Here is a 16,404-nt window from a genome sequence, read left to right on the forward strand (position 1 = left end):
TGAAATAAGAAAGTAGAAAAAGAATATCCTAAGGATGTTAAATATCTTTAAAGCTAAATTAATTACTACTTTTCTTAATCCTTAAATAGAATTTATGAAATCCTATTATTGTAGGTGTGAAGATATAAGATAATAACAATAATGCTATAGCTGGTATAAACACATTTGACTCTGTTGTTTTTGCAATTATTATACCTAAAGCTGCACACAAAGAAGTAAATGATGATATTAATCCTTTATTTAGTTTAGTTTTTCTAAATCCATTTCTCATTTTATTTTTAATATTTTTTGTTATGGCAATAACTAAACATATATATATCATTATACTTATACCAATCACTATCAAAGCTTCTAATATATCTAATTCATGCACAAAAATCATCATAGACAGACTGAAATATAAAATCGAGCTACCAATAAAAGATATAGCTGTATAAAGATTTATTAAAAATTCTAATCTTTCTGAGAAAATATATAGAATTAAAGAAATTAAATTGTAAACGCTCATAATGATAATAAAATTAATTATCCCAGAATAAGAAATTGATTTATTATATATAGCTAGATTATAAATATCTACAGAAAGAAAATTCATTATATTGCAAATAAACACCACTAAACGTATCAATGATCTCATTTTTTCTTTTTCTTTTGTAGCTGAATAAATTTCCATAAATTCTTTATTTCGTTTCATCTTTATTCTCCATTCTCTACTCTTAATCTAACAAATAGACATCCCATTTTTTTATAAGAATCTTTATATTTTTAATCCATGTCATAACATATTACCTAATATATTATTTTTAAATTAAACACTGTATAATTTACATTATAAATACATAGCTATTTTTATAACAGTAATAATATTTTTATATTTAAATACTAGAGGAGAAAAACATGATAAATGATAAGAAATTCCACTTACTATTACTAATTAGTTTAATTTATATATTAATATGGTCAGCCATTAATCCTAAGGACTTATTTACTTGGTTTTTAGAAGTTTTTCCAGCACTTATAGGAATTTCACTATTAACATACTTATATCCTAAATATAGGCTCTCAAACTTAGCATATATACTAATATGGGTACATGCAATAATTCTAATTATCGGTGGACATTATACTTATGCTGAAATGCCTGCTTTTAACTTTATTAGAGATACTTTTGGTTTAAGTAGAAATTACTACGATAGATTAGGTCACTTTGCACAAGGGTTTATTCCTGCAATTATAGTAAGAGAAATACTTATAAAAAATAAAGTTATAAATAAAAACAAATATTTATTCTTTATAGTTATTTGTATCTGTCTTGCCATTAGTGCTTCGTATGAATTACTTGAATTTTTAGTTGCAAAACTTACTGGTGATACTGCTGAAGCATTTTTAGGAACACAGGGGGATATATGGGATACACAATGGGATATGTTGATGGCATTAATAGGTTCTATTACCTCTTTAAGTTTATTAAGTACCTACCATGATAAAAAACTTAGAAGTAGTAATATCAATAGCTAATATTGCTTATATTTTTATATTTATTAAATAATCTCATATTTACAATATACCATACAATCAGTTTATAAAATCTATGTTTATATGTTGAAATATTCTATGCATAAGAAGATTTATATATAATGGATTAAATATGAAGATGTTTTTTAATTTTAAATTATAAACAATAATTTTAAGGGGAGAGAGGGGATTATACATGGATATTAATGAAATAAAATTTCCTAAAGATATATTTCAATATATGAATGACAATATAGAGTATGGGTGGATTGATATAAATGGTGATAAACATATTAAAACAATGAAAGATTTTAGAAAAATCTATAGAATATCTTCTATAGAAGAAACGATTGATAGTGGATTAGGGACATGTATTGAACAAGTTGCTTTAATGCATTATTTACTCGACAAGTTAAAGGTAAAAAATAAAATGTTCTGTTGTAGAATTTATGAACCAGATGATTATGGTAATTTAGAAGAGGAAGAACATATGCATTGTTTTGTACTTTACTATTTAAACAATAAGGTTTATCATATGGAACATCCTAATTTTGAGAAAAAAGGCATATATGAATATGATAGTGAAGAATCAGCAATTAATACTATTGTTAATTACTATATAGAATTAAGGGGCGGAAAAGATAGTCCACTAGCAGAATTTTATAAAATCGAAAAGGGGTTATCGTTTAAAGAATTTAATAGGTACATTAATCATGTTAACTTTGTGATTAAATGATATATATTTTCAAAACACAATTTATTTAGTGCTTTTTCGAATCATTTATAAATATTATGTCTAAAAATAATATACAAAATATTCCAAAAACATATTGAACTTTCTTGATTACAAGTGTAAACTAAAAATAGAAATTACATTTGTAATCAGAAAGGAGCTTAAATAATAATGGACAAGATACCTAAAATATCAAATGCTGAATGGGAAGTGATGAAAGTAATATGGAACTGTTCTGAAATTACATCAGTCAATATTATACGTGAACTAAAAGATAAAGTAGAATGGAAACCATCTACAATAAAGAGTCTAATAAATAGACTATTAAATAAAAACGTAATTGGATTTAAAAAATTAAGTAATGAATATTTATATTTTCCATTGATATCAGAACATGAGTGTATAAAAAAAGAAAGTAGATCTTTTGTTGATAAAGTATTCAATGGATCTGTTAAATCTATGCTTTTAAACTTTGTTGAATCCAAAGAAATATCCGAAACAGACATAGAAGAATTAAAAGACATACTCAAACAATCAAATAAAAAGAAAGGTTGATGTGTATGGATTTTTTGCATATTTTCAAAATTGTTATATTATCTTCTTTGATTGGAAGTATAATTATACTAATTATATTAACTATTAATAGGATATTTAGATATAAACTAAATCCCACATTTCGCTATTATATATGGCTAATATTAATTATAAAATTAATCTTTCCTTTTGGACCAGAAAACTCTTTGAAATTTTCTGAGATATACCAAAGAGTATATATAGAGAATTATACAAATGAAACTTCACTAAAAGTACAAGAGAATTCTAAAAAACAATCTCAAAATACAAATCTAGATGACTTAAAATCAATAAATTCTTTTCAAAATTCAAATGATAATAAATTTACCCACAAAATTTATATACCGTTCAAAAATAAACTTCATATTGAAAAAATATTCTTTTTCTTATGGATATTAGGCATCATATTCTTAAATTGTATGTTTATTTCAGCACATAAAAAACTTAAACAAATAGTTAAAACTTCTGTTAAAGATGTAACAGATGCTCATAAAGAAATTTTATATAATTGTATAAATATTATGCATATGAAAACTAAGGTAAAAGTATTATATTCTTCAAAAATAAGCAGTCCTTGTTTATGTGGATTAATTAAGCCAAAGATATTAATTCCAATAACTTTAGTAAATAATATTAATGAAGAAGATTTTAAATATATTTTAATGCATGAGTTGACCCATTTAAAAAGGAAAGATGTATTAATAAATTGGATTATTATTTTATTGTCAATTATTTACTGGTTTAATCCAATAGTTGTTTATGGTCTTAAGAAAATTAGAAAAGACTGTGAATTTTCATGTGATAATAATGTAATGTCTTATTTGAATGAAGATGAAAATATACAATATGGTAATGTGTTAATAAAAGTATTGGAATTATGTAGATGTAACAATAGAGTTATAGGGGCCACTTCAATGGTTAGGGATAATTTAGAGATCAAAAGGAGGATTATTATGATTTCAAAATATAAGAAAATAAATTTTAAAGGTATATTATTAGGTACTATTATTGTTGTTATTATAGGATTGGTAGCAGTCAAAGTAAATGCTTCAAAGCTAAATATTGATAATATTATAAAAGCACAAGTTTCAGCTCCTGATAATATAGTTAATAATAATGAATCTAACCCTAAATCATTAACCACTACAAATAATAATATATCAAGTGATAACGCAAAGCCTGTAGGAGAATTGTCATCTGATATTATTGTTTATAATAGTCATGCTGATGAAGTTTACCAATCTGGTATAAGTGTAACTGATGTAGGTGCTTTAATTAATGATAAACTTTTAAAAGAAGGCATAAAAAGTGAGTTTATCAAGTGCACAGTTCCTAAAGAATATAATGAATCATATCAAAATTCACGTGATTTAATAACATCAAATATTAAAGATTATTCAAATAATATTTTGTTAGACATGCATCGAGATGCAGCAAATGATTCTAAATCTGATACAAGAAAAATAACAGTTGTTCTTGCTAAAAATAATCCTTATTATGAGAAAAATAAAGAATTTGCTGAAGGTTTATTACAAAATATAAATAATTCAAATGAAATTAAAACAGGAATAATTTCGTATAATCATGGAAAATTGTGTTTTAATCAGGATCTATCTAAAAATTCAATACTTATTAATTTGGGTAATGACATGTCTAATGATAGTGATATAGAAGCTTGTGTAAATGCACTTGTTTCAGCTTTAAAGAACAATCAGAATTATTTAAAAAATTAATAGAGCATTTAGTCATGAGGTATTTTTGATTTTCTTGTTCATGCAAAAGTGAAAATCTATATTGGGAAAGATTGTAAGAAAAATCTTTTGACAATAAATTAATTCTAATTTATTAAAGTCATATAATATTATCTTTAAATTATAGTCTAAAGTAGAAATTTTAAGTTTCTACTTTAGACTTTTTTTATTAGTTCATTTTTAAAAATATACACTTTTTGATTTTCTTAATATTAAGTTACGTTTGCTTAATTCTATTCTACCTTCTGTTTATATTTCAAGAAACAAATCTTTTTTAGTAAATTTATCTAATTTTTTATCGAAAAATATAATATAATATTTTTTTGCGCAAAATTTTGTTTGAATAAAAATACAAAAGTTCCTAAAATAGGTTTACATAAACCTTATATTTCTACTTTTAGTAGGTATAAAAACCACTTGCTATAAATTTTAAGCAACTTAAGGGAGTGATTATATGCCTACAGATTTAATTGAAAAAATTCAACTATTTAAAGAGGACTCTAATAATTTTATAGAAATACTTTATTATTTTAGTTCCAAAATCGATTATTTAAGTTATAAACTAAGATATCCAGAAGCATCTACTGATCTGGTTATATACTTATACGAACTTATGTTAGATTTAAATATAAAAAAATTTAATAATGATGAAGAAGTATTAAAGTATATTAGAACATGTCTTAAAAATAAATCTATAAAATTACATTACAAAATAAATTCTTATAGGAATTTTCTAACCTATAGCTCAGATGAAGACATTTTAAATGTATTAGATAAAAATAATTATAGTAATGAATATTCAAATGTAATTTTTAATGATTTAATTTCTTTATTAAAGCCTAAACAAAGAAAAATAATATTCTATAAATTTTATCTACAATTATCAGATATAGAAATTGGTCAAAGATTAAAAATATCAAGACAAGCTGTTAATAAATTTAAAAGACAAGCTTTAAAATTTTTAAAAAATAAGTTACACAAGGAGGATGATTATGTTTGATGAATTAATGAAAACAGCTACAACTCAAGGTATTTGGGCAATTTTAAGTTGTGTACTTATAGTATACATACTAAAAGAACAGGAAACTAGAGATTTAAAGCAAGAAGAAAGAGAAAAAAACTATCAAGAGATAATAAAAAAGCTTACTGAAAAATTAAATACGTTAGATTCAATAAATTTAACTGTAAATGAAATAAAAAATAAAATTAATTAAATATTAGGTTTACAAAACATAATAAATTCCCCTTTTAGTAAGTGTAAATTAAAAATCAAGCTTGATTAAATAACTTTTAATTTATACTAAAAAAATTAATTTAGAATTCGGAGGTATTATAAAATGGCAGAAAACATGACAGGAAATGCAAAATATGTATATTCATTTTTTAGGAACAAAGGTTGGACAAGCAACTCTATTTGTGCAATGCTAGGTAATATGCAAGGAGAGTCTGGAATTATCGCAGACATTAATGAAAGAGGCGGTGGAGGAGGATATGGTTTAGTACAATGGACACCAAAATCTAATCTTACTAACTGGGCAAATGGAAATGGGTTAAATTATAGAACTGTTGATACACAATGTAGAAGAATACAATGGGAACTTGAAAATAGTCAACAATTTTATGCAACAAGAGCATATCCAATGAATTTTAGAAGCTTTACTCAAAGTACAGCTAGCCCTACTTATTTGGCAAAGGTATTTATAAATAATTATGAAAGACCTGCTAATCCTAACCAACCACAAAGAGGTGTTTGGGCTGAACAATGGTATAAACTTCTTGTTAATGGAGATACTTCAACAACACCTTCCACACCATCAACTCCATCTACTGGAGGTAGCACATATACAGTTAAATCTGGTGATACTTTAAGTGGAATTGCTGCAAAATTTGGTGTTACTGTGGGTCAACTTCAATCATGGAATGGAATTAGTAATCCTAATAAAATTTATGTAGGGCAAGTTCTTAAAGTAAAGGGAAATACTCCATCAACGCCATCTACTGGAGGTAGCACATATACAGTTAAATCTGGTGATACATTAAGTGGAATTGCTGCAAAGGTTGGTGTTACTGTAGGTCAACTTCAATCATGGAATGGAATTAGTAATCCTAATAAAATTTACGTAGGACAAGTTCTTAAAATAAAAGGATCTTCTGGTGGAAATACTGGAAATATCACATATACAGTTAAATCTGGTGATACTTTAAGTGGAATTGCTGTAAAATTTGGTGTTACTGTAGGTCAACTTCAATCATGGAATGGAATCAGTAATCCTAATAAAATTTATGTAGGACAAGTTCTTAAAATAAAGAAGTAATTTGTAAATTTCTTTATAAAGACCAATCATATATTAGATAAAAAACTTAATGGGCAGTAATAGCATCAGCTACTATTGCCCACATTTTTATACTAACTATCCATGAAAATAACCAGTTCTTGATGAAACTACAACATAGGGGACTTCCTTACCATCTTTTTTTACATATGCTTGATATAAATCATCTTGTAAATGTTCTAATCTAACTACCTTTTCTCCATATTTATCATATAAATCTTGTTCAAATAATTTTTCCCAATTATTAGGAATGGGAGCATTTAAAGTGATATATTCTGCAAATTTTTCTAAATTCTCAATATTACCACCTTTTTTTATATATTGTTTATATAAATTTTCAATATTAACTTGATTTAAAAAACTTTTACTCCACTTTATTTTTTGTGCTTCAGGTTTATTTTCTTGACCATTAATAATATAATTTATAACTTTTTCTTTAATATTTTCATCTGTTATGCTATTTTCTGAAGGAGAAGATTTTTCATTAGAAGTGTCAATAGATATTTTTTCCTTAGAGGAAGTATTATAACTTTCTTTTGTGTTTTTTGATTTATCAGTATCATTAGAATTTTCTTTTATATTTTTTGATTCGTAATTATCATTATTGTTTTCTATACTAACTTTGTTTGAATTGTTATCCACTAAATTATTTGTACTTTTAGATTCATTTGATGAACATGATGTTAGAAAAATTGTAAAAAACAATAAACAAGCGATTAACTTTTTCATTACAATAGCTCCCTTTTATTTGTTAATTTTATATTATAATTGTAATATATATAATAAAATAGTGCAAAAATTCTTTGAAAATATAACTTTAAAAATCTGTATTATTTTAAACATTAATATATTATTATTCCAAAAATAATTACTTAAAGTAAAATTATTAAATATATATATGGATATATAATTAGGGAGGAAACATTATGGAATTTATACTAATAATAATATTATTATTATTTTTATATCTTATAATACAATTTGCTATTGACAGGTCTATAAATACAAAAATATTAAAAGAAAATCTTAAAGTTTTAAGAGAAATAAGAGAATTGCTTAAAAAGCAAGATAAAAATCTTTAACTAACGCAATTAAATTAGAGTATAGTGTCATGTTATTTAAGTTATATAGTAAATATGGTAGAATATTTTTTCATAAAAAACATATTCTAAAATTAGTTAAATAAATAATATGGAGGATTATAATGAGATGTTTAAAGAATTTATTAATATTTATTATGGTTCTAATTATGATAATGATTTTACCAATAGAAATTACTAAAAATAATACATATGCTAATTCAAATTTTATTAAAAAAGGGCCTATTAAAATAGGTGTATTTTTACACAGTTTTAATGAATATCTCACTCTTGTAAAACAAAATTTAGAAGATATTCAAAAAGAAAACCCAGATAAAGTTGAATTTACTTTTTTTGATGCAAAAGAGAATCAAAATATACAAAATGAAAGTATTGACAAAGCTCTTGTAGAAAATTATGATCTTTTAATTGTGAATTTACATACTATAAAATTAGATGAAGTAGGAGACACTTTAAATAAAATAATTAAAAAAAATATTCCATTAATTTTATTTAATGAACCAGACAAAGATTTAATAAAGTTTGTTGGACATTATGGTGTTTTTATAGCAACTTCTGGTGAAGAATCGGGTATTCTAGAAGGAAAAATCCTAGCTAATGAATGGAATACTAATAAAGAAACTATAGATAAAAATAATGATAACATATTACAATATATTATTTTAAAAGGTAGAATTGGTAGTCCATTAGTCAATCAAAGAACGGAGTATACCCTTTCAACACTTAATGAAGCTGGAATAAAAACAGAAGAACTTGTATCAGTTAATGGTGAGTGGAGTAAAGATTTAGCTAGAGAGGCTATTGAATCTCTATTTTTAAAATATGGCAGTAAAATTGAAGCTATAATTTCTAATAATGATGCTATGGCAATAGGTGCTATTGAAGCATTACAAAAATATGGATATAACAAAGGTAATAAATCAATGACTATTCCAGTTGTCGGAATTGATGGAATACCAGAAGCTATAGAATTAGTTAATAAAGGATATATGACAGGGACTGTTATCCAAGATCCTCGTGCTAATGCAGAAGCTCTTTATAAGGTTGGAATGAATCTAGCTTATAAAAAACCTCCTCTTGAGAATACAAATTACAAATTTGATGATACAGGAAATGTAATTAGATTACCTTACAAAGAATATAAAAAGCAATAACATATAACTAAAACACCGTATTATTTAGTACATAAATTTTACGGTGTTTTTATATGTTAATTGAAAAAAATAATAAATGTGAATGGTTTTCAATATTGCATAAAATTCAGATTAAAAAATAAAATTTACTTAGTCAATAATGTAGTTCAAATAAAATGTTTAATCTAAACGGGCATAAAATATTCAGTTTGGATAGCAGACCAAGTACCTTCAATATAACATGAAGCATTAGGCTGAAAAGAAAAAGGAGCTGAACCAATAATTTGATTAATGTATTCAATATAAGTTCCATTTAAAATATGGTCAAGTCCGTTTACTTCTTTCATAATTTTGTATCAAACTATAATATTCGTTAAAAGAGAATATGTTAAAGTTACAACACAATTTACAAAACAGCTAAATATAAGAATAATTAAAAATTTACTACAAGGATAGTATATGTAATATTATTCTTGTAATTTTATATATTAGCTAATATAATTTATTTAAATGCAAATGCAAATCTATTGCAAGTAAAGGAGCTTATATGGAAACTAAAATAGATATAATATCTGGATTTTTAGGTGCAGGTAAAACTACTTTAATAAAAAAGTTGATTGATGAGAAGTTTAAAGAAGAGAAAATTGCAATTATAGAAAACGAATTTGGAGAAGTTTCAATTGACACAGATATCTTAAAAGAACTTAATCTTAATATAAAAGAAATAAAATCAGGCTGCATATGTTGCAGTCTTACAGGTGATTTTAAAGATTCTATTAAGAGCATAATAAAGTTCTATTCACCAGAAAGAATATTAATTGAGCCTTCTGGAGTAGCAAAGCTAAGTGATGTTATAAAAGTATGTGAAAGTTTACAGGATAATTGTAATGTTAAACTTAATATGTTAATTACAGTTTTAGATGTTTCTAATATGAAAATGTATATAAAAAATTTTGGAGAATTTTATAAAGATCAAATTAAAAATGCAAAAACAATCATTTTAACTAGAACAGAAAATATTTTTGAAGAAGAACTTAAAGAAATAATAAATATAATAGAAAAAGTAAATCCACAGGCGGAAATAATTAAAGAAACTTTAAACAAAATAGATTTTGATGAAATAATAAATTTTAATAAAAACATAAAAACAGATGAAGAAAAAGAAGAATTATTAGATAAAAAATATGAACATAATAATTTAATCAGTGTAAAGCCTGTACATAACATAACTAAAAAGTTATTTAATTTAGAAGGAGAAAAGCAACTTAAAAATTATAAGTTACTTCTTAAAAATAAGCTAAGAAAAGCTAGCTATATAAAGAATAATAATATAAAAAATACGTTTATTGCTTGGGGATTAGAAACAAAAGAAGAATTTAGTGAGTATAGCTTAAAACAATCATTTGAAGAGATAACAAAAGATAAGGAATATGGTTTTATATTAAGAGGTAAAGGTATAGTAAAATTACATACAGGAAAGTGGATTGAATTTCACTATGTACCTGGACAATTTACAATAAGTGATATAAATGAACAACAAATAGGTAAAATATGCATTATTGGAAGAAATATAAATAAGAGCAAGTTAAATTTTCTATTTAAAAAAATTTATAAATAATCTAATGATAATTTAGAGGTAAAATATGAAGATAAAAGTTGAAATAGTTATGGGGTTTCTTGGATCAGGAAAAACTAGTTTTATAAATTCTATGTTGCAACAGGAAGGATTACAAAATGAAAGTATTGTAGTTATCCAAGATGAATTTGGAAAATATGAATTAGAACCTAATTTAAATAATCAGAAAGCAAGTAAAATTATTGTAATAAAAAATGATGAAGGTAAAGAAATTGATGTAGATTATGTTAAAAAAATTAGAAGTGAATATAATCCTAATAGAATTTTTATTGAAGTAAATGGAGTGAAGAATTCTAATAATATTATTGATATATTTAATGAGAAAAGTATAACAAAAATATGTAGAATTGATGAGATAATAAGTATAATTGATGTAATAAAATTTCCTATGTATTTTAGAAATATGAAAAGTATAGTTGGAACTCATATTTTCAATAGTGAAACTATAATTTTAAATAATATAAGTGAGTTAGAAAAGAATGATTTTTTAGGTATACTAAAAGAAATTAAAAATATTAATGAAACAGCTAATATTCTTAAACATGTTTCTAGAATAAATGAAAATCAAGAAAGAGAAGAAGATTATTTAGAAATAGAAAAGCATTCTTTTATTTTTAATATTTTAGTATATTTAATTCCGTTAATATTTATATTAACTTACTTTTTTATAATTACAACATTAAATATCAACATATCTAGTGAATACTTAGATAAATTTAGAAAGTTTAATACTGCGTTTATAAGTATATTGATTCAAGGATTACCTTTCATTCTAATTGGAAGTTTTGTATCAGCAGTAATTCAAAGTTGTATATCAAAAGACAAGTTGATGAAATTATTTCCTAAAAATATTTTTTTATCATGCATAGTTGCAGCTTTTGCAGGAATATTATTTCCTATATGTGATTGTGGAACTATCCCAATTGTTAGAGGTCTTATGAAAAAGAAAGTACCTATAGCAGCAGGGGTTACTTTTATGTTAGCATCACCAATAGTAAATCCAATAGCCATTATTTCAACTATATATGCTTTTCAAGGAATGAAATCTGTAGTAATTTATAGAGTATTTACAGGCATAATAATTTCAATTTCAGTAGGTCCTATTATGCAGTTTTTTACAAAGAAAGATGAGGATATCTTAAAAAGCAGTGAAGATATAATTGAATGTAATTGTGGATTTTGTAATGAAGAGTATGATTATAATAAAAGCAAATTAAGAAAGGTAAAATCTATATTTATTCATGCGGCAGATGAATTTTTTAATGTAGGAAAATTTATGATTATAGGAACTTTTTTATCTAGTATTTTCCAAAGTATATTATCATTAAATAATAGTAGCTATATTCCAAATGATAATAGAAGTTCACTTTTGTTTATGATAGGACTAGCTTTTTTACTTTCAGTATGTTCAACTTCAGACGCCTTTATTGCCAAAGGATTTTTAAAGCAATTTTCAATAAACTCTGTAATGGGATTTTTAGTAGTTGGTCCTATGTTAGATGTTAAGAACACAATTATGCTTTTTGGAAGCTTTAAAAAGAAATTTGTATTAAAGTTAATATTTGTTATTATTATAGTGTCATTTGGAGTTTTAATTAATTGTAAATTAGCTTAGCATATTTAAAAATAACAGAATAATATGTTTTGCATACTATTGAGTTATTTTTTTATATTTTAAGATTGATTGAAAGAAGGTGGGGTATGAAAAAATTAAATTTAGATATTATTATAAAGATATCAATATTACTGGGTTTTTCATTATTTTATTTTAAAATTATTATAAATAATGACTTAACAATGTATGTACATCCAAGAATTGTTCCTTTTGTAGTTTTGGGAATGATATCTATGTTTATAATTGCATTATTTTTAGTTAAAGATATTTTTCAAAATAAAAAGAAAAAAATTAAGTTTAAGGATTATATAATTTTTGTGATTCCACTAATTATGATATTTTTCATGGAAAGTAATAGTGTGAGTTCTACTACAATTAAAAGTAGTGATATCAATGTAAATACAAGCGCTAATGTAATATCAGATACTAATTTAAATAATCTTTCAAGAGATAACATTAATCAAGATAATAATTTTAAAAATGATTCAAGATCTGATGTGTATAAAGAAAAATATGAAAATAATATACAAGTTACAAGTGATAAAAAAGAATTAGATATTAAAGATAATGTTATAAACATAAATTCTAAAAACTTTGTATTTTCACTTGATGAAATTTTAGCGAATCCAGAAAAATATGTAGGACAGGACATAGAAATAACAGGATTTGTGTATAAAGATAAAAATATTAAAGAAAATGAATTTATAATAGGAAGATTTATGATGGTATGCTGTGCAGCAGATATGCAAATTGCAGGAATCAAGTGTGACATTAATAATTTAGAATCCTATGATAATGATACATGGTTAAAAGTAAAGGGAAAAATAAAAACTGACATTTATGAAGGTGCTATAGAGCCAGTTATAGTAGTTGAAAAGATAGAAAAAGATCTTAGTCCAGATACTTCATATGTATATCCATTTTAAAACATAGCGTAAAATTTATATGTAAAAGAACAAATTTTAATTAACAAAGGAATTAAAAAATTAGAACTATATATTTTATAAATATAATACTATTTTAGAATATAAATTAAGCTATAAGAAAAAATAAAAATATAAATTAACATTACAAAATTGAAAGAGTATCGTAATTTAAATCGATACTAAAATAAAAATATTTAGTTTAAAATTAACCCATAGCTTAGATAAATGAAGAACAATTATTTAAGATTGATATAAATGGAGGGATTAATTTTGAAAAAAATATTTATAACATTAGGAATAATAGGAACATTAATAATTGGAGCAGGTATAGGTACTAGAAGTTTAGTATATCCATTAACCAATAAAGACACTATAAAAAAGTATTCTAAAGAATATAATGTAAAGCCAGAAGTAATTGCTGCAGTAATACATTTTGAAACTAACTTTAATCCAACACCGTATAAAGAAGGACATAGAGTTGGTTTAATGAACATAAATGATACTCAAGGTCTTAATATGGCTAAAGAAATGGGATTGAATATTACAAAACCCGAAGATATAGCATCAGATGATGTAAATATAGCACTTGGAACATGGTATATTTCTAACAATGGTGGTGATTCAAATTTAGATGATATGATGGGGCAATGGATTTTACGTAATAATGATGAAGATGATAAAGAAAAAATGGTTGAATATGCAAAAAAATATTATGGAGAAAAAGTAGAACATAGAGCTAAAGTTTATAATATGTTATATCCAGAACTTCAAATTTAAATATGTATTTCTCTTCATATTACTTCTATAAGATAATGTGAAGAGGAAAAAATTATATCCTAAAGTAGAAAGGCAAGAATTTCTATTTTAGGATTTTTATTAGGCATATGAATAAAAGTAATAAGTCCAAAATGCTCTGATTATTTTTCGTTAGGCAAGGAAGCAGATTTCTCTGATAGCAAGCCTATTAGGCAAATCTGCTGACGTGGTATAATGGAGAATAGGCTTGGCAGATGGACTTGTTATTTTTTGATTATACCTTATCTTAAATTTTTCGCTTTAAGTAAAATTAACAAAAGTATTTATACTTCTTTATATATTAATTTGATAAAGATATTTTCTTCATTTTCATTTAATACATCATTTAGTTCATCTTGGTTAATATGAGTTCCTAATTGAAGAAAATTTCTAGTAGAACTACTTGAAGTTGCATGAAATAAATATACTTCAGTGCCTAGACTTAAATCAATATTATTAGTTAAATATTTAAATGAATATTTAAAAAGATTTTCATCTATAGAACACTCTCCACTAGAATAACTATTATTTTTATCATTGCCTAAAAGAGATTTTATTTTATTTTCTTGAAGATTCATAACTATAATTTCATTATCATTTTCTACTTTTTCACATGTGCTGTCTTTAAGCATACCTGTAATTATTTGTTCCTTTATTTTTTCAGTATTTTTATAAACTTCATACATAAACGTTATCTCATAATTTTTATCTTTAGGAAGATTTTTTAGATCATACATTAATACTTTATTGCCAGTTACATTTAATAAATAGGTATCATTTTTAGATAATTCTTTATATACAAGTTCTGTTTTAGTATTTCTAGTAAGATAACAACTTATTAATAATAGTGCTGAGACTAAAATTAATATTATTAATTTAAAATTTTTGTGCATAATATTTACATTCCCCCTTTTTTTAAAGTTTAATAAATGTACAAAAAGCAATTACTATATTTAAAAATATTTAAATGTTAATATAGGCTGATAATATAATAAATATAAATGTTTATTATATAAAATGCATTGAACTTTAAATATGTTCATATGATTTTGCTGTTATAATAAAATCCAATTATTTAAGATATGTTAGAATAGCTGACAATTCAAATGGAAAATAAAATGGAAATACAATTTTAGGGTATTACTTGAAAATATATAAGAGTTTAATAAAATATATAGTTCTTAATATATAGCTGTCTAATATTAATTGCTATAAATAGTATGACAACAGAGTTGATAAAAGGAAAGATTTTAGAAGAAGCATTAAATAAAAGAGCCTAAAATAGAAATTTAAGGTTTCTACTTTAGGCTTTTTATTTATTTTTGAGTTTCACTAGGCGTCCAAGTTCTTAAATGTGATTTTCTAACTTTATCTTTGCCAGCTGAATCTAATTTCCAATAATCGCTTGATAGAGCACCTTCCCAATGTCCATATACTGGATTTGGTAATATAATAAAGTGAGTTCCAAAATTATCCTTGTTTTTATCAACTAATTCATTTCTTTCTGCTACCCCTTTACCATAAGAACCAACAGGAAAATCACCTTCATCATCACCCATATAAATTATTACATTATAATCTTTAGTTATCTCATCCATTCTAGGTTGTTTATCACTAGAAGTAGTTTTTAAACGCATATGTTGTTTATCTACACATGGATAACCTAATTTTTGAAGATTTTTCATTGTTGCATCAAGTCCAGTTTTTTCATCTCTTCCTGTTACATAGAATATTTCTACACCTTTACTTGAAGCGTAATTTAAGAATTCTTTTGCACCTGGCATAGCTTTAGCATCAGCATGGTCTACCCATTCTCCCCATGTTTTATCACTAAAAGATTTATCTTGACCAATTAATCCTGCCTCATATTCATTATTATCAATTACAGCTTCATCGCAATCAGTAATTATAGCTAAAGGTTTATCTCCAGTTTTAAATTTTGAATGTTCTTGATCTACAATCATTTTTGCAGTGTTATAAGCTTGATAGCATAAAGCTCTATATTCACCAGAGGTTTGCATCCAAGCAACTCCCATTACTAATTGTTCATTTAAATCTTTTAAACTTTTATTAGATTCCGTAGTAATTTTTTGTTGAACGTCCTTATCTTGCCCAATAGTTGTAGTTGCTAAAGCAGCAGTAGATGAAGACATTAAGACTAAACTTAATGCCATTGACATTAAAAATTTCTTTTTACCTTTTAACATATAAACCCCTCCAATTTGTAAAAGATTACATAATAATTATATTCTATATATGTATAAATTTTCCTTTGAATTTTTAATAATTATTTT

The 16,404-nt window shown here is 24.2% G+C and carries 17 protein-coding genes; 13 read left to right on the top strand and 4 right to left on the bottom strand.

Translation table 11 applies throughout. From position 1 onward, the window contains the following. Positions 1–58 precede the first annotated feature (58 nt). Entirely contained in the window at positions 59–694 is a 636-nt protein-coding gene (locus ACYUET_RS10065; RefSeq protein ID WP_460279254.1) for a hypothetical protein, read from the bottom strand. Positions 695–897: 203 nt separating this feature from the next. Between ACYUET_RS10065 and ACYUET_RS10070 the strand changes: the two genes are divergently transcribed. From ACYUET_RS10070 to ACYUET_RS10100, 7 genes are all read left to right on the top strand, one after another. Beyond that, positions 898–1,518 (top strand): DUF2238 domain-containing protein, encoded by a 621-nt coding sequence (locus ACYUET_RS10070; RefSeq protein ID WP_460279256.1) that lies wholly within the window; start codon positions 898–900, stop codon positions 1,516–1,518. 193 nt (positions 1,519–1,711) lie between these two features. Beyond that, on the top strand, positions 1,712–2,251 hold the full coding sequence (locus ACYUET_RS10075; RefSeq protein WP_460279258.1) for a transglutaminase domain-containing protein: 540 nt from the start codon (positions 1,712–1,714) through the stop codon (positions 2,249–2,251). A 168-nt stretch (positions 2,252–2,419) separates the two neighbouring features. Beyond that, positions 2,420–2,803, top strand: coding sequence for a BlaI/MecI/CopY family transcriptional regulator (locus ACYUET_RS10080; protein ID WP_460279259.1), 384 nt, complete (start codon positions 2,420–2,422; stop codon positions 2,801–2,803). A 5-nt stretch (positions 2,804–2,808) separates the two neighbouring features. Next, positions 2,809–4,554 carry a M56 family metallopeptidase gene (locus ACYUET_RS10085; protein ID WP_460279261.1) on the top strand — a complete coding sequence of 582 codons (1,746 nt, stop codon included), beginning with the start codon at positions 2,809–2,811 and terminating at the stop codon, positions 4,552–4,554. A gap of 472 nt (positions 4,555–5,026) precedes the next feature. Further along, positions 5,027–5,572: an RNA polymerase sigma factor gene (locus tag ACYUET_RS10090; RefSeq protein ID WP_460279263.1), complete on the top strand. Its 546-nt coding sequence runs from the start codon at positions 5,027–5,029 to the stop codon at positions 5,570–5,572. Beyond that, entirely contained in the window at positions 5,565–5,786 is a 222-nt protein-coding gene (locus tag ACYUET_RS10095) for a BhlA/UviB family holin-like peptide (RefSeq protein ID WP_460279265.1), read from the top strand. Before ACYUET_RS10090 ends, ACYUET_RS10095 begins: the two co-directional genes overlap by 8 nt. Positions 5,787–5,909: 123 nt before the next feature. After that, positions 5,910–6,887: a phage tail tip lysozyme gene (locus tag ACYUET_RS10100; protein WP_460279267.1), complete on the top strand. Its 978-nt coding sequence runs from the start codon at positions 5,910–5,912 to the stop codon at positions 6,885–6,887. A 96-nt stretch (positions 6,888–6,983) separates the two neighbouring features. Here the strand turns inward: ACYUET_RS10100 and ACYUET_RS10105 are convergent, their stop codons facing one another. Beyond that, entirely contained in the window at positions 6,984–7,634 is a 651-nt protein-coding gene (locus ACYUET_RS10105; RefSeq protein WP_460279269.1) for a hypothetical protein, read from the bottom strand. A 197-nt stretch (positions 7,635–7,831) separates the two neighbouring features. Here ACYUET_RS10105 and ACYUET_RS10110 point away from each other — a divergent pair, with 197 nt between their 5' ends. The 6 genes from ACYUET_RS10110 to ACYUET_RS10135 all read left to right on the top strand — a co-directional run bounded on the left by ACYUET_RS10110 (position 7,832) and on the right by ACYUET_RS10135 (position 14,092). Continuing rightward, positions 7,832–7,987: a hypothetical protein gene (locus ACYUET_RS10110; RefSeq protein WP_460279271.1), complete on the top strand. Its 156-nt coding sequence runs from the start codon at positions 7,832–7,834 to the stop codon at positions 7,985–7,987. 122 nt (positions 7,988–8,109) lie between these two features. Further along, positions 8,110–9,159 (top strand): galactose ABC transporter substrate-binding protein, encoded by a 1,050-nt coding sequence (locus ACYUET_RS10115; RefSeq protein WP_460279273.1) that lies wholly within the window; start codon positions 8,110–8,112, stop codon positions 9,157–9,159. 526 nt (positions 9,160–9,685) lie between these two features. Next, positions 9,686–10,756, top strand: a complete 1,071-nt coding sequence (locus tag ACYUET_RS10120) for a CobW family GTP-binding protein (protein WP_460279275.1) — start codon at positions 9,686–9,688, stop codon at positions 10,754–10,756. Positions 10,757–10,781: 25 nt separating this feature from the next. Beyond that, positions 10,782–12,389: a permease gene (locus ACYUET_RS10125; RefSeq protein ID WP_460279277.1), complete on the top strand. Its 1,608-nt coding sequence runs from the start codon at positions 10,782–10,784 to the stop codon at positions 12,387–12,389. Between the two features lie 86 nt (positions 12,390–12,475). Further along, positions 12,476–13,315: a TIGR03943 family putative permease subunit gene (locus ACYUET_RS10130; RefSeq protein WP_460279279.1), complete on the top strand. Its 840-nt coding sequence runs from the start codon at positions 12,476–12,478 to the stop codon at positions 13,313–13,315. A gap of 270 nt (positions 13,316–13,585) precedes the next feature. Further along, the gene (locus ACYUET_RS10135) at positions 13,586–14,092 is read left to right on the top strand and encodes a transglycosylase SLT domain-containing protein (RefSeq protein ID WP_460279280.1); all 507 of its coding nucleotides are present in this window, start codon (positions 13,586–13,588) and stop codon (positions 14,090–14,092) included. Between the two features lie 302 nt (positions 14,093–14,394). Here the strand turns inward: ACYUET_RS10135 and ACYUET_RS10140 are convergent, their stop codons facing one another. Both ACYUET_RS10140 and ACYUET_RS10145 read right to left on the bottom strand, forming a co-directional pair. Then, a complete protein-coding gene (locus tag ACYUET_RS10140) occupies positions 14,395–15,003 on the bottom strand; it encodes a hypothetical protein (protein WP_460279282.1) in 609 nt (202 codons plus the stop codon). A gap of 423 nt (positions 15,004–15,426) precedes the next feature. Continuing rightward, positions 15,427–16,317, bottom strand: a complete 891-nt coding sequence (locus tag ACYUET_RS10145) for a 5'-nucleotidase, lipoprotein e(P4) family (RefSeq protein ID WP_460279283.1) — start codon at positions 16,315–16,317, stop codon at positions 15,427–15,429. Positions 16,318–16,404: the final 87 nt, after the last annotated feature.

Source organism: Clostridium sp. CTA-5 (genome assembly GCF_054768135.1).